At 47.8% G+C, this 26,104-nt stretch carries 14 protein-coding genes; all 14 read left to right on the forward strand.

Features of this window, described 5'->3' with window-relative positions; all coding sequences use genetic code 11:
• Positions 1 to 14 precede the first annotated feature (14 nt).
• Positions 15 to 4,982 (forward strand): DUF4132 domain-containing protein, encoded by a 4,968-nt coding sequence (locus NLX82_RS22400; protein ID WP_254349089.1) that lies wholly within the window; start codon positions 15 to 17, stop codon positions 4,980 to 4,982.
• Positions 4,983 to 5,212: 230 nt separating this feature from the next.
• The gene (locus tag NLX82_RS22405) at positions 5,213 to 5,707 is read left to right on the forward strand and encodes a GNAT family N-acetyltransferase (RefSeq protein WP_053324708.1); all 495 of its coding nucleotides are present in this window, start codon (positions 5,213 to 5,215) and stop codon (positions 5,705 to 5,707) included.
• Between the two features lie 141 nt (positions 5,708 to 5,848).
• Positions 5,849 to 6,832: a Gfo/Idh/MocA family protein gene (locus NLX82_RS22410; RefSeq protein ID WP_053324709.1), complete on the forward strand. Its 984-nt coding sequence runs from the start codon at positions 5,849 to 5,851 to the stop codon at positions 6,830 to 6,832.
• Positions 6,833 to 7,443: 611 nt separating this feature from the next.
• Entirely contained in the window at positions 7,444 to 10,173 is a 2,730-nt protein-coding gene (locus NLX82_RS22415) for a glycoside hydrolase family 3 C-terminal domain-containing protein (protein ID WP_160789303.1), read from the forward strand.
• 157 nt (positions 10,174 to 10,330) lie between these two features.
• Positions 10,331 to 11,848, forward strand: a complete 1,518-nt coding sequence (locus NLX82_RS22420) for a glycoside hydrolase family 30 protein (protein ID WP_209941035.1) — start codon at positions 10,331 to 10,333, stop codon at positions 11,846 to 11,848.
• A gap of 195 nt (positions 11,849 to 12,043) precedes the next feature.
• The gene (locus tag NLX82_RS22425) at positions 12,044 to 14,962 is read left to right on the forward strand and encodes an S-layer homology domain-containing protein (RefSeq protein WP_254349090.1); all 2,919 of its coding nucleotides are present in this window, start codon (positions 12,044 to 12,046) and stop codon (positions 14,960 to 14,962) included.
• Positions 14,963 to 15,025: 63 nt separating this feature from the next.
• On the forward strand, positions 15,026 to 19,078 hold the full coding sequence (locus NLX82_RS22430; protein ID WP_254349091.1) for an S-layer homology domain-containing protein: 4,053 nt from the start codon (positions 15,026 to 15,028) through the stop codon (positions 19,076 to 19,078).
• A 136-nt stretch (positions 19,079 to 19,214) separates the two neighbouring features.
• Positions 19,215 to 19,703, forward strand: coding sequence for a hypothetical protein (locus tag NLX82_RS22435; protein ID WP_023987171.1), 489 nt, complete (start codon positions 19,215 to 19,217; stop codon positions 19,701 to 19,703).
• A gap of 281 nt (positions 19,704 to 19,984) precedes the next feature.
• A complete protein-coding gene (locus NLX82_RS22440) occupies positions 19,985 to 20,986 on the forward strand; it encodes an ABC transporter substrate-binding protein (RefSeq protein WP_069081282.1) in 1,002 nt (333 codons plus the stop codon).
• Positions 20,987 to 21,078: 92 nt separating this feature from the next.
• Positions 21,079 to 22,092, forward strand: coding sequence for a FecCD family ABC transporter permease (locus NLX82_RS22445; RefSeq protein WP_023987173.1), 1,014 nt, complete (start codon positions 21,079 to 21,081; stop codon positions 22,090 to 22,092).
• Positions 22,089 to 23,132, forward strand: a complete 1,044-nt coding sequence (locus tag NLX82_RS22450; RefSeq protein WP_023987174.1) for a FecCD family ABC transporter permease — start codon at positions 22,089 to 22,091, stop codon at positions 23,130 to 23,132. Before NLX82_RS22445 ends, NLX82_RS22450 begins: the two co-directional genes overlap by 4 nt.
• Positions 23,133 to 23,145: 13 nt before the next feature.
• A complete protein-coding gene (locus NLX82_RS22455) occupies positions 23,146 to 23,967 on the forward strand; it encodes an ABC transporter ATP-binding protein (protein ID WP_069081279.1) in 822 nt (273 codons plus the stop codon).
• Complete coding sequence (locus NLX82_RS22460; protein ID WP_053324715.1) at positions 23,936 to 24,718, forward strand: IucA/IucC family C-terminal-domain containing protein; 783 nt, start codon at positions 23,936 to 23,938, stop codon at positions 24,716 to 24,718. Before NLX82_RS22455 ends, NLX82_RS22460 begins: the two co-directional genes overlap by 32 nt.
• A gap of 332 nt (positions 24,719 to 25,050) precedes the next feature.
• Positions 25,051 to 26,076 (forward strand): ATP-grasp domain-containing protein, encoded by a 1,026-nt coding sequence (locus NLX82_RS22465; RefSeq protein ID WP_254349092.1) that lies wholly within the window; start codon positions 25,051 to 25,053, stop codon positions 26,074 to 26,076.
• Positions 26,077 to 26,104 lie beyond the last annotated feature (28 nt).

A 26,104-nucleotide genomic window follows, 5' to 3' on the forward strand; every position in this document is an offset into this window, starting at 1 on the left:
GGGGGAAACGAAATATGCATCAAGAGAACAATGAGCAAGAATATTTCACCACACTGAAGGAGCGCGCGGCGCAACTGGATGGACAACAACAGGAGTTAGCCCAGTATGTTGTGGAACTGGGGAAGCTTCATTACATACAGGAGAACGAGGAGCCATTTAACGAATGTCAGCGAATATTAAAAGAACGGGCGACAGAAAGCGGAGAACCGCTGTTTAAGCCACTGACAGAGGTATTACGTGCTCTAATTGGACAAACAGCGGGCGATGTATTCGCCCATCTAACAGAGCATGTGACTGAATATCCATACAGCACAGGGTATGCGCGAAAACCGTTTCGCACTTCGGATATTACGGCCCATACTTCCCGGATTTATAAAAGAATGGTGCAGTTGATTCGAATGGACTGTATCGGGTTCTCTGTAATGGATTATTTAACAAAAAAGGATTATGAACCAGGCAGGGATTACCGGATTCAGGAAACGATTGGTGACTGGATTGCTTATGAGCTGGATAACGATAATTTACAGGTGCTTGAGGCGTTAAAAGCTATTATTTATGGAGATAATCAGGCTACGTTACTTACGCGCAATATGATTAAAGGCATGCTCCTGAGTCATCAGGAGGAGAATTATCGCATGATCGGCGAGCTCTTGGCAGCCGCCAAGCTCCAGGAGGGATTGCGCCAAAGTATCGTGGAACAAATGGATGAAGGAACCCCGGAGGCTCTAATATATCTGTTAAAGGTGATCATCGACCAAGGCTTCATTCGTTACAGCTCGGTAGTGCGGGCGCTTGCAGTATGGACGGGCATGGGGCTGGAGTCCGCCAACCAGCGGGTCGTTCGCCAACTGATAGAGCAGGCATATGAAGCATTGACTCGTAGTGAACTGCGCCAAGAATGGCTGACCAGCTCAAATGCTAATGAAGTATATATGAGTTTGTGGGCTACCGCAGTACATGAGGAACGTGATTTGTATGGACAGGTTCAGAAACTCATGGAGCAGGGAGCACCTTACCAGAAGATCGTAGCGCTTTATGTACTGTCTAACAGTGAAAACAAGAATGTGCGCCTCGGAATCGCGAGAGAATATCTGGATGAAACGGACCCGGAGCTTCAATATTGGATATTGACGAACTATACAAGCAATTATTTTTATGAATGGATAGAAGGCGGGACGGTCGCGGATCGGATTGTTAAAGTGGTGCGCACTCCTTTGCTGGAGAGCAAAGAGGAGCGGCGTAAAGATTTTGAACGACTTCATAACCTGTTTGTACATATGAAAAAGGGTGAGTCCACCGAGCCCTCCAAGGTGCTGGATTTTGTTAATCTGTATCACCGCTCAGATGCACCTATTCAAAAAATGCTGTATCTCGCTGGTTATGATATGGACGCTTCCTGGATTGGGGAAATCATAGCCTTAAAGGAACAGATTAGCCCTAATCTGCGTGGCGAACTGTTGAACCATTTTGTGCAAAACCCTGAGGATACGGTACAGCGTGATTTTATTTTTTCCAGTTTGTCTGACAAAAGTATGAGTATCCGTGAGTTCGCTGTGGCCAAGGCGCGTAAGCTGACGCTGTCGGAACCAGAAATGCAACAAATGGAAGCCTTATTAAAGCTCAAGACGGGATCGTTGCGACAAAGTGTCATTGGTGTGTTGCTCTCACAATCGGAAGGGCCGCTGGCTGGCTCATTGGAACGCTTGCTTCGTGCTAAGGCGGAGCTGCAACGATTGGGTGGACTGGAAGTATTGACGAAGATATATGCAGACCCGGATCGTGCCGAACAGTATGAAAGCCTGCGGGCTTTGGCGGATATCATTCAGCAACCCACAGCCAAAGAGGAGCAACTGCTGTCCAAGCTGGGACAGGAGGATGCTTATACAGGGGCTAACGGTTTTGGCCTGTACGATCCGAATGTCAAGGAAGCTTGGTTGGAAGAGAAAGTTGATCTGGGTGATTTTCGATTGTCCGATTTTTTTGTTAGTCCATTGGAGAAGCTCAAGCAGTTCTTGAGCGGACTGGATGAGCTTGTTCATCATCATCGTGATGTGGAATATACTGCGGAGTATTATTCGGGCTACAAAGATACATTGCTTATTGGGACGAACCTTCGTCCTCTACGGCTGGTTCAGGTCGATGAAGAAGTAGATTCCAGACTGTCTTTATATCCTCTATATGAGGAGTGGGACCGTTATTTGCAGGAAAGCGGCATGGAAGCGCGTGAACTGCTGGAGCTTGTTTTTTATGACCGATTGGAGCCTATGGACCGAACGTTGGATCGCTACTATCGATACTTTTCTTTTAACATGAACTATTCAGAACAAAGCAAGCACAAGCTGCTGGAAGGATGGCGTAAAGACTTCGCTGAGCAAATGTATCCTTTGGATCGGATTAACGAGGTTCAGAAGTGGATGGCAGAGCTGACCTATTCCGATCAGGTAAGTACATTAGTTAATGCTTATTTTATGGACACATCCGGTGACCAAACATTTGACGTAATTGACCTTGCTTTAAATTCACTAATGCAGGGCGTGCCTAAGGACAGACCTGCTGAGGATATGGGAATGCTCCATCTATTGTCCGGCCCGTGGGTGGCACTGGAGAAGGGGCAGGTTCATGATGGTGAGTCCTTTAAGCGCTTTTTCCATACCTTTGTGAACTACGCAGAACTGCCAGGAGCGGAAAATCGTTTTTATTCTCCGCTGGATCTGGAGGATTATTTCAAAGCATATGAAAAAGGGTTGATCGGTGTAGGGGAAGTCTATCGGGAACTGCTGGCCGGTAGTGAAAGCAGAAGACATATGAGTTCCTTAACCAATGCCCGCAATACATGGATTTCTAGCAAACATGAATTTTTGGAAATACGTCGCACGGTTATTGATCGACTGTTAGAGGTTGAATTGGTTCGAGGAGATTTGCCTACCGAGGCTACGCCAAAGGTTATGGGATTGAGCCAATTTGAAGGTATGGATTATTTCATCCGTATTCTGGAGGGTCTCGACAAGGAAACGTTTGTGCGTGGTTATGTGTACGGCTACGGTGATCGTATTACCAAAAAAGAATCGTTCAGCCACTTGCTCAAAGCATGTTATCCGAGTGATGGCGAGGATGCCACATTGCTCAAGGAAAAGCTGAAAAACACTAAAATTACGGATAAACGTCTGCTGGAGGCTGCTATGTATGCTCCACAGTGGATTGAGATTGTAGCAGACTATCTCGGTTGGGAAGGGCTTCGCAGTGCGGCATGGTATTTCCATGCACATATCAATGAAGGTTTTTCGGCCGAGAAGGAAACGATTGTAGCTCATTACTCGCCGATTGTTCCGCAAGATTTTAATGATGGTGCCTTCGATATTCACTGGTTTCATGAGGCCTATGAGACGTTGGGCGAGGAACGATTTGATCTGCTGTACGATTGTGCCAAGTATATTTCAGCTGGAGCCAATCATCGTCGATCCCAGTTGTTTGCGGATGCGACGCTGGGTAAACTCAAACGGAGTGAAATGGAAAAATCAGTGGAGGACAAGCGAAACAAAGACCATTTGCTGACCTACAGTCTGATTCCACTTGCTCAGCCGCCTGAACCAGATGTACGCGAACGTTATGATTTTATCCAGAGGTTTCTGGAACAAAGCAAAAAATTTGGGGCACAGCGTAAGGCCAGTGAGGCACTGGTTTCACGGATTGCACTCGGGAATTTGGCACGTAACGCAGGTTATGATGATGTAACCCGTCTCGTATGGGACATGGAAGCTCGTAAGCTGGATGATCTCCGGTCTTATTTTGAGCCACATGCTTTGGACGAGGCTACAACGGTGCAGCTCGTCATTGATGCTGAAGGAGCGGCAGATATTGAAATTGTCAGCAAAGGCAAGACGCTGAAATCCATTCCGGCTCGTTTCAAGAAGGATGAGTATGTTACGTCGCTGAAGGAGCTTAAAGGAGATCTAGTGGATCAGTACCGCAGAGCTCGCAAAGAATTGGAACGCTCTATGGAGTCTGGTACGACCTTTATGGTGAAGGAATTGAGAGGACTGCTGGGTAATCCTGTGCTTGCTCCGTTGGTGCGAACACTGGTTTTCAAGGCCGATGATCACCTCGGATATTTTAATGAGGAAACGTTGGTATTGACGGCTCCTTTTGCTGAACAGCATACTATAGGAGAAGAGGACAAGCTGATTATTGCTCATCCCCTTCATTTGTTCGAAAGTGGTCGTTGGAGCGACTTCCAGAAGGACTTATTCGACCGCCAGATACGCCAGCCATTTAAGCAGGTGTTCCGTGAGCTGTACTTGCTGAATGCTGATGAACGTGCAAATGCGACAGTTTCCCGTCGATATTCAGGACACCAGGTACAGCCGAATAAAACGGTATCCCTATTGAAAGGTCGCCAATGGACAGTCAGCTATGAGGACGGACTCCAGAAGGTGTACTATGCCGAGAATCTGATTGCGAACCTGTATGCCATGGCAGACTGGTTCTCACCAGCGGATACCGAGGCTCCTACGCTGGAGACAGTACAGTTCTTTGATAGGACAACGTATAAGAGCGTACCGTTGGACGAAGTTCCTCCTGTTCTGTTCTCCGAAGTTATGCGGGACGTGGATCTGGTCGTCAGTGTTGCCCATATAGGCGGCGTTGATCCAGAGGCCAGTCTGACGACCATTGAAATGCGTAGGGTGATTGTGCAGGAATCACTTCGCCTGCTGAAAATTAGCAATGTACGCTTGGATGGGAATTATGCACGTGTAGATGGGACCCTTGGCGAATATGCTGTGCATCTGGGAAGCGGGGGGGTCTATAAGCAAGCGAAGGGAGCACTGCATATTATTCCGGTGCATTCGCAGCATCGTGGACGCATCTTCCTGCCGTTTCTGGACGAAGACCCAAGAACAGCGGAGATTCTATCCAAAATTGTGTTGTTGGCCGAGGACCAAAAGATCAAGGACCCGCAAATTCTTACACAGCTTCAAGCGTAGAATAGAATTTTGATATATAGAGATTCATAATTAACTCAACGTTCGCACCTAGACAATGGTTTCAAATCCTCGACTGTGTAGGTGGAAACTTAGTTTAGTTGCGGAGGTTGAGTTATTTAATATTGAGCGTCTATCAAGCGCCAATAAGGAGATATGGGTAATATTTTAGATTCTGTGGTTTGATGAGAATCTAACAGTATAACAATTGACGATAATAGGAGAACACAACGATGATTAATAGTATCTTTCTAAAAGAGTACTCAACCGAGTATCAAACACAAGTTGTCGATTTAATTTTACATATTCAAAAAGATGAATATAATATCGCCATAACCAAAGAAGATCAGCCAGATTTGCTTGATATTGAAAACTTTTATCAGCGTGGTAATGGCAACTTCTGGGTAGCTCTTAGTGAAGGAACCGTAGTAGGGACTATAGCTTTGTTAGATATTGGGAACCGTAAGACAGCACTCAGAAAAATGTTTGTAAAACAAAACTATAGAGGTAAAACATTCAATGTTTCGAATCAATTATTGCATCATGCCATAGGATGGGCCAGGGTAAGGTCTATTGAAGAAATCTATCTTGGAACAACACCACAATTCGTAGCAGCTCATCGTTTCTATGAGAAGAACGGCTTTGTTAGTATAGCTCCAGGAGAATTGCCGATTGGTTTTCCAGTCATGAAAGTGGATAAAAAGTTTTACAGATACGCCATTCAATAATGGGTATAAATGAAGATGCTGCTGGGTCACAAAAGAAACCGTCGTCTAGCAAATGTTTCTTTTGTTTAGGACAGGCGTTTGCTAGAATAAAAGGGTATGTTGCAAGTCAACGTTAACCAAATTGCTGGGAGGGACACAAGTATGAGCAAAAAGATCAAATGGGGAATTGTCGGCACAGGCTGGATCTCAGATCAATTTGTGGCGGATTTGGCGCATGTTACGAATGGAGAAGGGTATGCTGTTGGATCACGCACTATTGAAAGCGCTACCGAATTTGCAGCTAAGCATCAAATATCAAGGGCTTACGGGAGCTATGAGGAATTAGCACAAGATCCCGAGGTAGATGCTATTTACGTAGGGACTCCCCATCCTTTTCATAAAGAAAATGTTCTGACGGCTCTTCGGGCGGGCAAAGCAGTCTTGTGTGAGAAACCCTTCACCGTCAACAGCAAAGAATTGAAGGAACTGATCGGCTTTGCACGTGAGCGTAAGCTATTCCTGATGGAAGCAATGTGGACACGTTTTTTGCCTCCGATTCGCCAAGTGCGGGAGTGGATACATGCGGGACACATTGGCGAGGTAAAGCTGGTTAAGGCGGAATTTGGTTTTCGAATAGATTGGAACCCGGAGGGGCGGCTTTTGAACCCTGAGCTGGGCGGAGGTGCTCTATTAGATGCAGGAATTTATCCGGTTTCTTTTGCTTCAATGGTCTTCGGTCCTGAACCTGAGCATGTATGGAGCACAGCTCATATCGGGGAGACAGGCGTTGACGAGACATTTTCGATCTTGCTGGATTATGGAAAAGGACGCACGGCTATGCTTAACGGGGCAGTCCGCCTCGGATTGACGAATGAGGCATACATCCATGGAACAAAGGGCTATATCCACATTCCGTCATTCCTGAACAGCACATCGGCTACTTTAGTTGTGGACGGTAAAGAGGCACAAAACTTTCAGGATGACCGATCCTCTACAGGCTATGCCTTTGAAGCAGAAGAAGTCGGGCGTTGCTTGAACGAAGGTTTGCTCGAAAGTTCTACTATTTCTTTAGATGAATCGTTAGGAATTATGAAACTGATGGATCAGATTCGTTCACAATGGGGGCTTCGGTATCCGTTTGAATAATCACATTAATTCCAGGGACCTTTCAGGTTCTCTGGAATTTTTTTGTTTATGAGCGTTATTTTTCATACCAGGATTTTGCGAAATTCGATTCCAGTCACTCCGAAGTGCAAGATATAAACGAATTAACATTGCGATCTATATCTTGTTCATTGGAAGTCGATTATTGGATTTTTGAAAAAAAATTCTTATACATAAGTATTTCCAATTCCCAAATAGCGACTTTGGTCGCACGCTAGGTAACGCCATATGAGTAAGTCAAGAGTGGGACATATGAATCATTTTTATGGATTAAAATTAGTTAAAAAACCGTCATCAAATAGTTACAAAAGTGTAATTTTATTATCGGTTAACTGAATTGTTAACGCTCTCTTTTCATGAAAAAGAATGAAGGTCCTAGTGCTGTACTTCCAAAAACTTTCAATGAAATTTTCGAAAATGTACGGTAGGGTGGTAAACGTGTCACTTGAGCCATTGCGGCTTTTGCTGACTTGCTTGCTTATCCCGTGGCTCTGGATTCTTGTCGGAGCTCGCAGGATCGAGAGCCTTTGCAAGCCTGTGAGAGTTGAATAGGCATTCACCTCATGACCTAACATCAAGGAGGAATTACAAACGTGAAAGTGAAATCAACATGGTTGTTCCGTATGGTGATGATGACAGTTATCGCGGCTGTTGTGATCGGACCTATGAATATTGCAGGAGCGGCAGGAAGCCAGACAGATCGGCCTTGGATGAACACGGCCCTGTCGGCTGAGAAACGGACAGCGTTGCTGCTGCAGGAAATGACGCTGGAAGAAAAAATAGATTTGGTGACTGGCAAGGTCAACAATTACTATGGATTCTATAATAATTCGATGGAGCGGTTGGGCATTCCGGCGCTGACGATGGCAGATGGACCAGCGGGTGTGCGTATCGCTAATCCAGATGTGCAGGACAAGCAATCTACTGCGTTGCCTGCTCCAATTGCGTTGGCTGCAACGTGGGATACCCAAGCTGCCAAACAGTATGGTGATTTGATTGGAGACGAGGCTTTTAATACAACTCATAATGTTGCGCTTGGACCGGGGATGGATATTGCCCGTATTCCATGGGGATCGCGAAACTTTGAATCTATGGGTGAGGACCCGCTACTGCAATCGCAAATGGCGACCGCTTATGTCAAAGGTATACAAAGCCACCCTGTTTTGGCGACTGCGAAACATTATCTTATGAATAATCAGGAAACAGAGCGCTTCACGACGAATGTCAAAGTCAGTGACCGTGCGTTGCATGAGATTTACATACGCCCGTTCCAAGAAGTCATCGCCAAGGCAGATTTGGGAGGGGCAATGTGCTCCTTTAACAAGGTCAACGGTGAGTCTGCTTGTGAGAACAAAACTCTTTTGACGGACCTCTTGAAGAAGGAATTGCAATTCAAGGGCTTTGTGATGAGTGATTACGGTGCGAACCTGAGTACAGTCGAATCGGCAAATAGCGGATTGGACCTGGAAACACCGGGGACCCCTTATGGTAAATGGGGAGATCAGCTGCTGGCGGCTGTCAAAAATGGTAAGGTAAGTGAAAAAACGATTGATGATAAGGCTGGGCGCATTTTGGTGCAAATGTTCAGCAAAGGTTTATTCGATCACCCGGCTCAAAATAATCAAATTGATGCCCGTGACCATGGCAAGACAGCCCGTCAATTGGCTGAGGAAAGTATGGTACTGCTTCAAAATAAAAATAATGCATTACCGTTGTCTAAAGATAAACTCAAGTCCATTGCTGTGATTGGCCCCGATGCAGATAACGGCACTGTGGCAGGCGGAGGCAGTTCGTTGGTGAACCCGACGTATACCGTGAGTCCGTTAGAGGGCATCCGCAATCGTGTCGGCAAAGGTGTTACCGTCCAATATGCACCGGGTACAGACCCGATCTCTGCAGGAGACATTATGCCTGGCCCATCGGCTGTTCCGTCTTCACTGTTGACTACATCTGATCAGAAGGAGGATATCAGTGTTGGGTATGCGACTTATGGAGATGGCGAACAGGGGCTTCGAGGCGAATACTGGAAGAATAACAAGATGGAAGGCAATCCGATTCTTGTACGCAATGATGACCAAGTCAATATGAACCTTGGATTTTATAATTATCAGGGCTTCAATGCGAAGTCCCCTAAAGTTCCAAATACACCAACGACACTGAACGGCTTGATATCTGCACGCTGGACAGGGGCAATTGCAGCTCCCAAGGATGGTGACTATGCATTGTCATTAACCAGTTTGGGATCAAGCAAGCTGTATCTCGACGATAAGCTTTTCGTGGACAATCAAGGTGAAAAGCTGGGCACTACGAAGAAAAGCATCTCCCTTAAAGCGGGTGAAAAGCACAAAATACGTATTGAATACCGCGCCGATTATCCGACCAATGGTCGTGATTCCGGGGGTATGGTTCGTCTGGGCTGGGAACCTCCGGCAGATACGTCAGATAAGTTGATTGACAACGCTGTGAAATTGGCGAAAAAATCGGATGTTGCGATTGTTGTTACGCGTACGTATGAGAGCGAAGGATATGTTGAGCGTTCCGATATGGAACTGCCGAACAATCAGGATCGGCTGATCCGTGCGGTTGCGGCTGCAAATCCGAAAACCATTGTCGTACAAATGAGCGGCAGAGCCGTGCAAATGGATACCTGGCAGGACAAAGTCCCTTCCATCGTACAAGCATGGTTTGCTGGACAAGAGCAAGGGAATGCTATAGCACGCGTCTTATTCGGGGATGTGAATCCTTCGGGTAAGTTGCCGGTAACCTTCCCGGTTAACGAGCAGTCTACACCCGTGTCCTCACCAGAGAAGTTTCCGGGTGTGAACGGTATAGGTGACTATTCAGATGGTATTTTTGTAGGCTATCGTGGGTATGAGAAATCGGGTATTCAACCGGCGTTCTCCTTTGGACACGGTTTATCCTATACGACATTCGGATATAGCGATCTGAAAACAAAACAGCATGCGAGTGGAAAAAAATCCGATCGTACGAGTTCCGTCGAAGTTTCGCTAAAATTGAAGAACACGGGTAAAACAGCCGGAGCTGAGGTTGTACAGGTGTACAACGGTAAGCTTCCGACAAACGTAGAGACTCCATCCCGTCAACTGGCAGGCTGGTCCAAGGTAGAGTTAAAGCCGGGTCAAGAGAAGAAGGTTCGCATTGAGCTCGACCCGAAAGCTTTCTCATATTGGGATGAAAAGTCCAAAGCATGGGTTATGCCAGCGGGTGAAGTGCCCATTTATGTGGGCAGTTCCTCTCAGGATTTACGACTGACAGGAAGTGTTACGATTCCGGCAACCTCTACAGAAAAGGCAAAAAAGTAATCCCGTTACATTTGTTTTAAAATGGTTATATTCAAGAGAGCGCGGGCACAAGCACCGGCTCTCTTTTTGCCATATGTATGCAAAGGGAGACCCAAGTGAAAGCTGAAATAGTAGGGAGGATGGGGATAGGCTAATGATAGGGAGAGGAGGACATTAGATGAAGAAACTCCAAAAGCAACGACGTACTGACATCTGGCTGCTTATAGCTGCAGTAGCCATTTTGATCTGTGCGGTCCTGGCCAGTATGGCTATACGGAATGTTCCGGGGCCGAAAGCAGAAAATAACGTCAACATGTGGCTAACAACACCCGATCCGGCGAATCGCCTAACCCAACAAACCCCGATCCGTTGGGATAAGGATAACAGTAAAGAAAATGCAGCGAATGCGGATACACTGACGATTGAGATTAAGCCAGATATTCGTTACCAGACGATGGAAGGGTTTGGAGCAGCGGTGTCCGGTTCGTCCGCATACCTGATGAATTATGGCATGTCTGCCAATCAGCGTGATCAGCTGCTAAATGATTTGTTTACAGCCAGTGGCATTCAACTGAGTTATATTCGCCATACCATTGGAGCCTCAGATTATTCCGTAGATGAGCAGGGACAGTCTGGCAGCTATACCTATGACGATGTGGCAACAGGCAAGGACTATGAGCTGAATCATTTCTCCATCGCCAAGGATCGGGATGTGATCGATGTGCTGAAGCAAATCCTGAGAAGAAACCAGGATTTAAAGATTATGGGAACCCCATGGACAGCTCCGCCCTGGATGAAATATGGGGAGCAGATTTATAACGGCTGGTATTTGGACTATACCGATCCGCGTGTCTACCAGGCGTATGCTGACTATTTTGTTCGTTATCTACAGGCGTATGCGAACGAGGGAATTCCGATTCAGGCGATTTCCATTCAAAATGAGCCAGAATTCACTACGCCCAAGTATCCCAGCATGAGTATGGGAGCAGCAGAACAGGCGAATTTTATTAAACAATATCTGGGCCCGACCCTAAATCGAAACCATTTATCTACTCACATTATTGCCTTTGACCATAACTGGGATACAGGGAGCGAATATGCCAAGACCGTGTTAGGAGATGAACAGGCTCGAAGCTATACGCACGGAACGGCCTTTCATTGCTACAAAGGAGAGCCCACAGCGATGACAGATGTGCATAATGCTTTTCCTGATAAGCCTGTATATATGACAGAATGTAGTGGGGGGGCGTGGAGTCCGGGCTTTGGAGATGATTTGAGCTGGGATATGTCCAAGTTGATCATTGGTGCACCCCGAAACTGGTCGCAAAATGTCCTCTTTTGGAATATCGCACTTGACCCGTCCGGGGGTCCGACCAATGGGGGTTGCGCCAACTGTAGAGGTGTAGTGACCATCGACCCGTTAAGCGGTGCAGTTACGAAAAATGTGGAGTACTATGCGATTGGGCACGCCAGCAAATTTGTCCGTCCAGGTGCGGTACGTATTGATTCTACACATTATAGTGGAAGTATCGAAACGGTCGCCTACCGCAACCCCGACGGTACGCTTGTCCTGATTGCCGCCAATACGGGAGAGAACACAAAGACATTTAAGGTTCGGCAGGGAAATAAGGTTTTCAAATCTACTCTTCCCTCCAAGTCCGCAGCTACCTTTCAATGGAATCCTACGGTTTCCTGATATGGCATGTACATCAACGTTTTATAGAAGTTTTAGAGCGCTTAGCCCATCTGGCTGAGCGCTCTTTTTTCATTTGCTACAAAGTCCAGACTGTGAAAAAGATAAAATTTTAATATTGTTCAGAATTGGTTCAGAGGCGGATGATAAGATCTTTTCACTAATAACAAGAATGAACCGTTCACGGGGGAGAGTCTGATGAATCAAGAAACGAATAAAGAATGGCAAAAAGTGCTGATGGTGACGTTGCTGGCAGGTATGGCATGGGGGCCCCAGCTTGTTCATGCGGAAACGAAAGGGGAGACGTCAGCGATTGTGACTAAAGCCAGTACAGTATCTTTTACAGATCAGTCCACTATGTCATCCCAGGCATTACAGGCGGTACAGGAGGCTGTGAAGCAAGGACTGATCACGGGTTATCCAGATGGTTCTTTCCGTCCAGATCAACCGTTAACGCGCAAGGAAATGGCAGCTTTGCTGGCTAATGCACTTAAGCTTGACGTAACGGGGAAAGCAGTAACTTTTAAGGATACGCAGGGGAGTTGGGCAGCTTCTTATATAGAAGCTGTACGTGCGGCAGGTCTAATGACCGGAGATGAATCAGGTGCTTTCCGCCCGGATGCTGCAGTGAGTCGTGAGGAATTGGCAGCCATTCTGGTGAGAGCGATTGGAGGAACCCATGTTCAAGGCGGAGATGTTCAGGACATTTCTGATGGGGATCAGGTGAGCGCATGGGCCAAAAGCAACGTAGAAGCAGCTCTCAAGCTGGGATTAATGGATACGCCGGATAATCGGTTTGACTCTAAAGTACAGGTAAAACGTCAGGATATCGCAGCCTTTTTGGTGAATGTATTCCAATCGGGTGAACAGACGGGAATCCTATCTCGTATCGACGGGGATATCGCCTATATGGATGGAAAGCCCTATTTGATCGGCCAGCAATTGAAGCAACTGTTCGGAGCAGACAATGTGCCGGCGCTTCAAGGGGCTACCCTGACCTATCAGGCATCGAACCGAAACGTAGCTGATCTGTCAGCACTTCAAATTGTGCAAAGTGGTACAGCCCAACAACCGGTGACTTTGTATAGCAAAGGGACAGAGTTTAAAGGCAAGTTAGCTATTGCAGCGGATTATGTGCGTATTCAAGGTGATACGTTACCTCAGGTAACCCTGATGCGGGGTGCCAAAAATGTAGAGATTCATGCAGACGTAAACGAAATGATCGTGGATACGCATGAGCCTATTCAGATTCAGGGAAGTGGTGTATGGCAGCAGCTTAAACTGAATTTTGCCGATACACAGGTACGTCTCGCCAATGGGATACAGACTGTACAGACCCGTCTTGCGGAGCGGGGAACAGAGACTCAAATTATACGTGATACCACGTTGGGTGCATCTTCGGATACATCCTCAACAAGCACTAAAAAAAGTTCATCTGGTGGTGGCGGTGGCAGTTCTACAACGAATCCAACGCCAACACCTAATCATGTACCTGTCTCAGCTATAGTTCCTGCCGATCAATATGCCATTTTGGGTTCTGGAGATACGCTAGTGGATTTGAAAAATGTGTTTTACGATGCCGATCAGGATGAGCTGTCGTATCATGCGGTCACTTCGGATGTATACGTAGCAGAAGCAGAAGTGGCAAATCAACAGCTTACACTAAAACCTAAATCAGTAGGAAGCACGCAGGTATTTGTTACGGCAGAGGATGGAAAAGGCGGTAAAGCGAGCGTGTTTTTCAGCTATACAGTGACCAGCTCTACTTATGAGGAGGACATTAATCACAGTCCTGTCGTGAGCAACAGCCTAAATGACATTCCTTTGCTCTTAAATGAAGGTGGGAAGCAGATTAGCCTGTCTGACTTGTTTAACGATGAGGATGGCGATGCACTGACCTACACGGTGGAATCGGCTTCGCCAGAAGTGGCCACAGGAGAAGTAACAGGCGATCAGCTTATGCTTACGCCGCTTCAAGCCGGCATTAGTCTAATGACGATAACAGCCCATGACGGCAAGGGAGGTACAGCCTCACTTCAGTTTGCTGCTATGGTGAATGCGCCTTTGCCTGATCCGCAGCCTGAGAATCACATACCTGTGGCTTTACCTCATTTACCTATCGTAGTTGCTAATGTGTTGCAGGACAAGCTGATGCTGTATCCGGGCTCGTTATTTATGGATCAGGATGGCGACACCTTGACGTATACCATAACTTCCTCCAACCCCCTAGTAGGCAGTGTGGCGGAGAATGGAGAAGATTCATTTGTAACACTGCATAATGCTGGTATTACGATGATTGGAATTACGGCGAATGATGGACGTGGGGGCGTTTCTTTCACTTCATTTATGCTCCAAGTTGAAGCTCCTCAACCAGTAAATCATCGTCCGGTAGTGACCCGTGTGCCTGAACCTCAATATTTGGACCCGGGAGATGGTCAGCAAATATTGCAGCTGAATGATATGTTCTCTGATGAGGATGGAGACACGCTGACCTATACTGTGGTGTCTTCTGATCCATTGGTGGCAGGGGGGCAGGTAGAAGGGAATGCACTTTTCATACAACCTTTGCGTAATGGTCTGACGTTCCTTACGATTACAGCAAATGATAATCGGGGTGAAACGACATCTTTTACAATTCCAGTGATTGTTGAGAAAAGAGACTTGTTCATTTCCGAAGTCGTGTGGCAAGGCGAACCGGATTATCTGGACCAGGCGATTGAATTGTATAACCCTACAAACAGACCGTTGGAGAAAAATAGAATATGGATTGAGCGATCCGACCAACCAGACCCGATTATTATAAATGCCAATGACGGAGATGTGATTATGCCTGGGCAAACATTTGTTATTGCCAATGATTTGAGTTCGTTCGTATCGGAGGATTGGTATTATACCTTCCTGCAGTTACAAAATAACAATTCGGAACCTGTTACGCTTAAGCTGTATTACAACAACACGCTTATAGATATCGCAGTTATTGGTCAAGGGCAGGCTTTGGGACGGAATAGCGGTACGGTCATTGGTAATCCAGACCATTATCAATCTGGTGAATGGAATGTTGAGGGGACGAACTACCCTGTTAATTTAGGAGTCTTTAACGGTCGTCCTCGGCCGTAAAACATACGTATCCTATGATTTTAAATACATGATTACATTTATCGGTGGGGAGAGAATTGCACCATGAAAAATAAGAAGTTAACCGCTCAGCTGGCAGCTGCTTTGCTGCTGCTGACCCCCTCGTTTCCTGCCGGAGCAGAGCAAGCTACCGTGATAGATACGGCTTCCGTATCCAAGGGGTCCGCAGGGAACAATACTGCCACCTGGACGGATGTACAGAAGCTTACAGCACAGCAATTGGAACAACTACAAAAAGCCCGTGAACTCGGGATTATCCAAGGCGATCCCGCCGGAACGCTCAGACCTGAGCAGAAGCTCACACGTCAGGAGCTAGCCGTGCTGCTGGTCAAAGCGTTGCAGCTTCCGACGGGCAACTTGGACGGCGCTGCCTCCTTCACGGACGTGCCCGCCGATAGCTGGGGGCGCCCGGCTATAGAGGCAGCCCGTAAGGCCGGGCTGATGCAGGGCGACGCCAACGGACACTTCCGTCCGAATGACCTGATCAGCGCCCAAGAGCTGGTCGCGCTGTTGGTCAGGTCTACTGGGACGGGGCCGTCTGCGGGCACGCCCGCCAGCACAACCGACTCGCCGTCGGCACAGGCGCTGCCGACGGCGTGGAAGGACGCCAGCCCGTGGGCGACCCCGATGATTCGGGCGGCGCTGAATGACGGGCTGATGAGTGAATTTGGCGGAAATCTGCACGCCAAAGACTCGGTAAGCCGCGTAGATGCGGCCAGCCTGCTCGTATCTGCCTTGTTTCCACAGGAGCGTGCTTCGCAGCTCCAGGAAATGGACGGCAAGCAGATATGGATCAATGGCATCGCTTATGACGTGGCAGAGCCGCTGCGCGGCATTTTTCACGCGGATAATCAGGCCGCGCTGCGCAACGCAGGCATTCGTTTCCATGCCATAGGCCGGACGGTGGACAAGGTCACTTGGCTGGAGCTTCGTAGCAGTGGGAGTTCGGCTCGTGACGGCGAAGCGGAGTTCAGCGGCAACGTTGTGCTGGATGGACACGGCTCCACGTTGAACGGAGATTTGGTGATTGCCGGGGATTTTACATCCGTACTGCATTTGAAAGTGGAACAGCAGTTAACGGTGGATGCCCGAGTACAGCAGGATTTTTATGCACAGGATGTACAGGTGCAGGGACAGACGCATATCAACGGCGGAGATAACAATACAGTCGTATTTGATAGCTCAACGTTGACGCAAATGGATGTCACAAAGCCAGACGTTCACGTTGTACTTAGTGGTACCGCAAGCGCGACGGTCATGAACGTGCAATCCAGCGCAAGCATTGAGGTTAGCGCGGATGCTTCCTTGCCGCAGTTGAATGTTAATGAAGGGACGGACAAAGTCAATCTTCAGGGAACGGTTCAGACCGTTCAGGTAACTGGCAGCCAATCCGTCGAGATGACAGGTAATAGCACAATCCAGCAGCTGACCGTCACCGGGACGGGTGCTTTGGAATTGAAAACTACAGGTAGTATTGAAAATATTCAAGTCAGCAACCCGGCAGCTAGAGTAAATGTGAGTGGAAATGTACAGGTATCTGCGGTCACACTGGGTACCGGAGTAGCTTCCAACGCTGTTACGGGCCTAGCTGTGGCAAGTGTAACAGGCACGTCCTCATCTTCTGGAAGCTCATCTGGTTCATCCAGCAGTGCTAACCGTTCACCGGAAGTCGTGAATGCTTCTGTAGAGCGTGTAATTACAGAAGGCGCTGGTGAACAATTGTACGATTTACGCCAATTCTTTACCGATCCTGATGGGGATACCTTAACCTTTTCGGCAGCTTCTCTTCAATCCGGCATCGTACGGGCGTCCGTATCGGGCAATACATTAAAGCTTACGCCGGTCAGTGTCGGAAAAGCATCCATCAGTGTATCGGCTAATGATGGACGGGGAAAAAGGGTGTCGTCTACCTTCAAAATTATCGTGAATGGCAATCCTGTATCTGCAGGTATACCCGATCAGGCGCTTACTGTGGGACAGTCCGACTCGGTACTGCATTTGAACGACTATGTTCAGGACCCGGAAAATGCTAGCTTAACGTATCAGGTTACTGTTGATAATCCTGCTGTAGCATCGGTGGTGCTTACGGGAGATGAATTGCGTTTGAGTCCGCTTCGCGCGGGCAGTACGATCGTTCATGTCACTGCCAATGACGGACAGCAAGGAGAAGATGGCAGCACAGGACAAAAGCAGATTGAATTCAAGCTAATGGTTCAGGGCACTCCTAACCATGCGCCGCATGGACAAGCTCCTCAGCCATTAACCGTCACTTTGGGCCAGCCTAATACAACGCTGGATCTTTCCACGATATTTACGGATGTAGATGGTGACCCGCTGGTGTTCACAGCGACCAGTTCGGATGCTTCTATCGTGCAGACTGCCATAACGAGCGATCAGCTATCTTTGCAGTCACTGCAAGCGGGGAGCGCAAGTATTACCCTGACGGCAGACGATAGCAAGGGTGGAACAGATACAGTTACCTTGATTGTAACGGTTTTGCCTATACCGAACAGTAGCCCGGTGGTTACCCGTGCACCAGACGCGGTACATCTGATTTTAGGCAAGGCTGACGGAACCGTGGATCTGTCCACTATCTTTGCCGACCCGGATCATGATCCGATTCGTTATGAAATCAGTTCGTCTGATCCAGCCGTGGCAGATGCTACAGTTCAAAATGATCAGCTTGTCATTCATGGGCTGACTAGCGGCAATACCGTGATTACCATCACGGCTAAAGACGATAGAGGCGGAGAGATTAGCACAGACCTACAGGTCCATCTATTGGAAAATGCGGCTATTACAGCGATCCCTGAGCAGTTGCTTCAATGGGGAGATGCTGCCTCAGAACTGGATCTCTCGCCGTTCCTGTTGAACTGGGATCTAGCATCCCTGTCAGTGACAGCAGACACGTATGATCCAGGAATTGCTACGGCCCATATGAATGGTCAGAAACTACAGCTAAACCCAGTGAGTGTAGGGACCACAAGTGTAACACTCAGTGTGTATGATCAGTACGGACGTGCAGAGGGAGCGACGTTCCCGGTTACCGTCAGCATGCCTCAGCTTAATCAAGCTCCTCAAGTCATAGCGGCTATAAACGAGCAGGTATTGACTCCCGGAGTTACACAGCAAAGGGATTATGATCTGCAACAACTGTTCTACGACGAGGATGGGGATGAGCTGCGATTTACAGTCAGCTCCAGTGATCCGACGTTGGTGAGTGCATCGCTTAATGGCAGCATTTTATCACTGGCTTCGGGTACAGGCAGCGGCCTTGCTGAAATTACTATTACGGCTGCGGATGATCGGGGTGGCTCAGTTCAATATACGTTGAATACACGCAACGCGGAGCTGGTTTCCGGCGGTATCACTCCGATTGGGGTTAAATATGGCTTGCCGCACAGAACCGTGGATCTGTCCAGTTATTTCCCAGGACAATCTAAATTCCTGGTATATAGAGGAACACCATCATCGACATTCCTCGGTCCTGTAGAACTCATGGGCACCTCCATCCCCCTTTCCCCCGAACCTTTACTGGTATGGGTAGTAGGAGCAGATGGAAGGGCTGCTGTGTTTCAGGTCCAACAGGAACCACAGCAAGCGCCTGCAGTATATTTCTCGCAATATGTGGATGGCGGGGATGGAAGAATTGTTTTGCAATTGCATTATAACGGGAATGGAGACCCTTCCCATCGGGCAGACGGTTACTCACTTGAGTTTCATCAATGGATGAAGAAAACAAACCAAATGAAAGTTACCACTTTACCGATTAATCCGCTTTATCCTGCCATGCCATATATAATCATCGACAGTATCTTTTATGATTTCATGGATATTACGAATGCTTGGTATTTCAATGATGAGGGCGATTTCTACAACCCGAGCGAATTTAATACCGTTGCATATGTTTTAAAATACCAAGGACAAGTGGTAGATGTATTAGGAAATCCAAATTCGCATGAGCAATTTGCACCGCAAGGAGGAACGTTCGTCCGCAAGCCAGGAATATCCTACGGATCGTCTGCCTATAATCAGCCAGATGAGTGGAATGCGTTTCCGAAAGGGACCTATCAATATGTCGGCACTCATACACCATAAACGGTATGCTTTGCAGCACCAAGGAGACTCCTGTCCCCTCGAGAATTTTTTAAGAGTCCAGCTTAAGTAGGTCGTAGGAGTTGCTGGCAGAGCGGCTATATTTCAGGTTCATCAGGAACCACAGGAGGCATTTCTTTTGTTTTTTTCACAATATGTCGATGGTGGAGACGGTCGCATCGTGCTGCAATTGTTTTACAACCGAGAATGTGACTTCTCTCATAAAATAGAAGGATATGAGCTGGAGGTTCACCAATTCATGAAAAACACGAACCGCATGAACGTATCCAGCATAGCGCTATATCCGGTTAATCCAGTAATTCCGTATCTGATCATAAACAGCATCTTTTACGATTTCATGGATGTCACGAATGTTGCCTATTTTAATCAAGAGGGTCATTTCTACAACCCAAGTGAATTTAATACGGTCGCATATGTACTGAAGTATCATGAAACTGTGGTAGATGTGATTGGAGAGCCTCATTCGCAGAATCAATTGTTTCCTCAAGGGGGGACATTTGTTCGTAGACAAGGTATATCATGTGGCTCACCCGTTTTTAATCAGCAGGATGAGTGGATTGTATACCCGAAAGGTACTTATCAATATGTAGGCAGGCATACACCTTAATCGGTATGTTTGTCTGCGATCGCTGTCTGTTGAAGACAGGTCATAAATTCTTATAAAGGTGTAACCCAACAACTATGGAGGGTTACACCTTTTTGTATACTGAGCATTTTGTATTCATCCAAGCCTTTACTGTACAAGGAGATTTTCAACATGAAACTAGAGGCATGGGGAGTTCTTCCGCAGCAGTATCAATATGCTTGAACAATGTACTCAACTGAATTACAATACAATTGATAATGATTTTTAATATCAATTAGGATGAGAAGGGGGAGTTGAACTACATGTTTGGATTGACAAAAAAGCTACATATTTATATAGCACTTATTCTGATGATATCGGTGCTGGCTGGTTGTGCCTCGGGTGGAACTACAGGGACAACTGACCCTTCAAGCAAGTCTGCAAGTGGTAATAAGAGCAATACAGTAGGCAGTGGTGCGGACGAGCAGACCAGAGTTATCAAACATGCCATGGGTGAAACGACAATTAAGGGAACTCCAAAGAGGATTGTAACCTTGTTCCAGGGTGCCAATGATGTTGTTGTTGCACTTGGTGTGAAGCCAACGGGTGTTGTGGAATCCTGGGTTCAGCAACCCGTATATAAATATTTGAAAGCGGATCTGGATGGCGTGACGCAGGTAGGTCAGGAATCACAGCCGAATCTGGAAGAGATCAACAAGTTGAAGCCGGATCTAATCATTGCCACCAAAACAAGACATGAGGATATCTATGATCAACTGTCCCAGATTGCTCCAACGGTAGTTACCGAGACGTTGTTTGACTGGAAAGAGACGGTAAAGACGGCTGGTGAAGCGATGAATATGAAGGAACAGTCGGACAAGTTGCTTGCCGATTGGGATGCAAGGGTAGCGGATTTCAAAGACAAAATGGGTGACCGTCTACCCATTGAAGCGACTATTACGAATTTCAGAGCCGATCAGGTTCGCATTTTCTATATGGGATACGCCGGGAAAATTTTGAAAGAGCTTGGATTTACCAGACCGCCTGGACATGATGAAGACACCTGGGGTGTGGAGTTGACTTCGAAAGAGAACATCCCGGATATGAACGCAGATATGATCTTCAACTTCAATTCAGGTACGGAAACAGAAGCTATTGAGAAGAATTATAAGGATTGGACCAGCAGTCCGCTCTGGAAAAATCTCGATGCGGTAAAGAATAACCAGCTGGTACAGGTTGATGAAGTGGCCTGGAACATGGGAGGCGGATACACATCGGCCAACATGATGCTGGACGACCTATACAAGCAGTTCAATCTGAATTAATGGGAGCAAGACCTGCCATGCACCAGGACATCGTATACGAAGTGTATGGGCAGGCAGGTCTTTTTGCATTTCACGAATGAAAGAGTGAGAATATGTTTCCCCTTTTTACGAAGGCAAGTACGAAGATGTATGGACTATCCGGCTTATTCATTTTACTATTACTCGCCTGTGTAGCCAGCATGATACTGGGACGCACACACATAACATTTCAAATAGCAGTGGATGCACTACAACACTATGACGAAAGCTCAGTGGAGCATGTCGTACTTCTGACAGAACGTTTACCACGCACAATTATTGCCGCTGTTGTTGGTGCAAGTTTGGCGGTGGCGGGAGGACTCATGCAAGCGCTAACTCGTAATCCGCTCGCTTCACCAAGTGTGTTTGGGATCAATGCGGGCGCCATCTTTTTTATCGTTATTGCCATCGTGGTGCTGTCGGTGTCCTCGCTCAGTACGATGATGTGGTTTGGTTTTGCCGGGGCAACCATTGCAACAGTGATTGTGTACGCGCTTGGGTCCATCGGTCGTGATGGTCTGACTCCCATCAAGATTGTGCTGGCGGGTACCGCCATCTCTGCACTTTTTGCTTCGTTCACGCAGGCAATCCTGGTGCTGGATGGAACGGGATTACAGGACGTGTTGTTCTGGCTTGCAGGTTCAGTGAGCGGTCGGACACTCGACATGCTGTATCCTGTACTGCCATATATGACGGTTGCCATTGTGGTATCCCTGTTTATGGGCCGGGCGATCAATCTGCTCCTGACCGGTGATGATATCGCCAAAGGCATGGGACAGAACGTGCTACTGGTTAAGCTGCTTATGGGAGTCGTTACGGTATTGCTAGCCGGTGGTTCTGTTGCGGTGGCCGGTTCAATTGGTCTGGTAGGATTAGTTGTACCGCATATCATGCGGGCGTTTGTTGGCAACGACTACCGCTGGCTTGTTCCCTACTGCATTCTGGGCGGCGCCATTTTGTTATTGGCGGCGGATGTTGTTGCACGGCTGATCATCATGCCGCAGGAGGTTCCGCTTGGCGTTATGACAGCGCTCATTGGTGGTCCCTTCTTCGTCTATATTGCCCGCAAGGGGGGGACGAAGATATGAGGAAGATGATTACTTTTCGCAATAAGAAAGATACGTTATCCTTGCAAATGGAGCGCAAATCGCTGTTCATCATCGGAATCTGTATGGTTTTGGTATTGATTGCATCCATTCTAGGAACTAGTGTGGGTAATGATTTCATATCTCCGCTGAATGTGCTGCAGACGATTTTCGGTCTGGGCGCAGGCGATCATGACTTTGTCGTGTTGACGCTAAGGCTGCCGCGTGTGCTGTTATCGTTGCTTGTTGGTGCAGCACTAGGCATGTCCGGTGCCCTATTGCAGGGGATTATTCGTAATCCGCTCGCTTCACCAGATGTGATCGGGATAACGGGAGGAGCTGCCGTTGCCGCTGTAGGTTTTGTCACCCTGCTGGGTGGAACCATCAGTATCAAGCTGTTGCCGCTGTTTGCCATTATGGGCGCGATGATTACCACAATCATCATATATCTTCTTGCCTGGAAAAAAGGAGTAAGCCCGATTCGACTGGTGTTGATCGGAATCGGAGTGTCAGCCATTACGGGGGCCGGGACGACCTTCATGCTGATTCTTAGTCCATTCTATACGGCTGGTCAGGCGTATATCTGGCTGACGGGGAGTGTGTATGGAGCATCGTGGACCGATGTCAGAACGATCATCCCGGTGATTGTAATCGTGCTTCCGTTGGCGATCTGGTTTGCCCGTAGTCTGAACGCACAGGAATTCGGGGATGATCTAGCCACCGGGCTGGGGGTCACTGTACAGCGTCATCGTTCAGCACTGCTACTGTGCAGTGTACTGCTGGCCGGGGGTGCTGTAGCTGTCGCGGGGACGATTGGTTTTGTCGGTCTGATTGCGCCGCATATTGCCCGGAAGCTGGTAGGGCGTATGTTTGGCAGCATGCTCATCGTTTCGGGACTGGTCGGTGCCCTGCTTGTATTTGCTGCTGATCTGATTGCCCGTACAGTATTTCTGCCGCTCGATGTTCCGGCAGGGGTATTTACCGCCGGGGTAGGAGCACCGTTTTTCCTGTATCTGTTGTTCAAGAATCGAAATCAGTTTTGAGGAGGAGAATGCTGTGAGTATTCTGGAAGCCAAGGACCTTACGATCGCCTATGGCGCAGAGCCTATTATTGAGAATCTGAACCTGACTATTCCCAAGGGGAAAACTACTGTCCTGATTGGCAGCAACGGTTGCGGAAAGTCCACCTTGCTGCGAACGATGGCGCGACTGCTGAAGTCCAGTTCAGGCTCGGTGCTGCTGGATGGCGAGGAGATTGCGAAGTTGCCTACCAAGGAAATTTCAAGACGTATGTCCATTCTGCCGCAAGGCCCTTCTGCTCCAGAGGGACTGACAGTGAACCAACTAGTTCGGCAAGGACGGTACCCACACCAGACCTGGCTGAAACAGTGGTCAGGTGAGGACGAACGCATGGTCAGGCTCGCGCTGGAATCCACACATCTGACTGCTCTGGCTGATCGGCCCGTGGACGCATTATCCGGCGGACAACGCCAGCGTGCCTGGATTGCGATGACACTCGCACAGGGAACAGAGACTTTGCTGCTGGATGAACCAACGACTTATCTGGATATGACCCATCAGATTGATATTCTGGATCTGCTGTTCGATTTGAATGAACGGGAGGGGCGCACCATAGTGATGGTTCTTCATGATCTGAATCTTGCGTGTCGCTATGCTCACCATATCGTGGCTGTCCACAACAAGTCCATCTACGCGGAAGGAAAACCGGAAGACATTGTTACGCAAGACATGGTCCGCGCGGTCTTCCAGATGGAGTGCGACATTGCGGTTGATCCGCTGTTTGGCACACCAATGTGCATTCCGCACGGGAAGGGAAGGAAGTTAAATGAAACCACACGCTACAGCCACTTGGCTTGATGATCAAGAGATGCAGGCCTTGGCTGCCGAATACCGTTTGACCTGGGAGCCTTCGACAGATCGTACATTTTCGATGCCATTTACGGACTTGCTGGACCCGTCCAAAAGCCTGAACTATTTGCAAGGGGTGAGTAGCATCTTTGAGACGGATTCTGAAACGGCTACTGTCTCTCTCTTTGCTAAACGGTATGCTTACTTGATTTTGGCTTCGGGTCTCTATGCCATGTCACGCTTCAACAAAGGCCTAAATTATGAGATTGCCAACGGCACGATCGAATCCAGTTATCAGGGGGAGGCATGGCTCCCCAAGGCTCGTCTGACTAATTGGCAGACGACCTCACCGGAGGCGGATCAGCGTGGCGTATGGAGAGATCAGGTGATTGAACAGATGTTCGCCGGTAATCTGGCCAAGGTGTGGCAATCGCTGTCCAAGGCAACGCGGGTTTCACGTTCAGTCCTGTGGGAGAACACGGCCATTTACGTATACTGGCTCTATGAGAACAAGTTTGCTGAAGGAGCCACGCCTGAAGAAAAGCAGCGTGTCGAAGAGGACTTCCATTATCTAATTCGTGATGCACCTGCACATCTCTTTGGTGAATCCCGTAATCCGCTCAAGCAGTTTAACACGCCCAAGCGGGCAACAGCTGTCTCAGATACACCCATTCGTGTGCGCAAAACCTGTTGTTTCTATTATCTCGCTGCAGATGATCCAGAAGATTACTGCCCAACCTGCCCCAAATTAAAGCATTAATGCCGATGATCATCATCCACATCCCCAGCCTATACTTCATTGCATCTCAATACAGCGAATAGCACAGGCAAGCTTATGACATAACGAAATTCAGAGCTTGCCTTATTTGTTGTGCCCATTGTTCCATGAACACTCCTTCATTTGGGGATTCTCTCCCTGCAAAAATCATCTTATTTTTCCTAAAAAGCTTATTATTGACAAGGTGACTGAAATTGCCATAAAATAGATTTTGTTTGAAACTGATAATCATTATCAATATTATTTCCATCAAATCAATCCGATGAAAGCACAACCAGGAGCGAACGCCTTCATTCGGTCGGGGAGGATTTTCATTGTTTCCGAAAGGAATTCATAATCTGCAAAACCGACTCATCATAAGCAAAGCAAGAGAAATGGGAATGACCTGCGAGCCACTTCTCGCAGGATGTGAAGATTTTTTGGAATTATCCTATGGGGATAAGCGCAGAGTCATTAATAAAACCAGATCGCATCGTCTACCCTTGATCGCTGGACTGCTCGCCAAGAACAAGCAGGTTTGTAATATGCTACTGCATGAGCGGGGAATGCCTGTGCCGCCGTTTATCGTTATCGAGGCAATGGGTGACAAGGCAACGCAGTTTCTGAAACTGCATCGTTCCGTTGTAGTGAAGCCGCTGGACGCAAGCGGCAGTGCAGGTGTGACACTGGACGTTCGAACAAACGAGGAACTGGAAGCGGCTATTGCCCGGGCGGGTACCCATAGTAACAGCATCATGCTGCAGCAATTCGTAACGGGTGTGGATTACAGGGTACTGGTCATTAACGGGAAAGTGGCGGCAGTAAATGAGTATCGACCTGTCTATGTAGAAGGAGACGGCACCTCAACCATCCGGGCGTTGATTCGAATGTTGAATCAGCAGCGAATCCAGCATACCAGTATAGGGAAGTTCGAGGCCTTTCCCAAGATTAATGAAGACGCAGAGCCTTTGCGAAAGGTTCTGCTTGGACAGGGAATCACACTGGAGGAGGTACCTGCGGCAGGAAGGGAGATCGAGCTATATGATCTTCGCAATTCGGCTGCCGGGAACATCAGTGAATTTTATATGGACTGTACGGAAGCGATTCTTCCTGACAATGCACAAATGGCAATTGAGGCCGCAGGAGCCCTCCGGATTGATGTGGCTGGCATTGATATCCGTTGTGAGAATATCCGCCAGCCGCTGACAAGAGATCAGGGAGGCATTCTGGAAGTCAACGCATTGCCGGACCTGACCCACCATGTCTTTCCTTTTGGGGGGACCACACGTGATGTTGTCCGGTTGTACCTGGAGTATCTTTTTCAGATGGAACATCATTTCGAAAAGTCGATTGCAGAATAAGGGCAATTCACTGCCTGTTCTGGCTCAA

The organism is Paenibacillus sp. A3M_27_13, assembly GCF_024213315.1.
GTDB lineage: Bacteria > Bacillota > Bacilli > Paenibacillales > Paenibacillaceae > Paenibacillus > Paenibacillus polymyxa_B.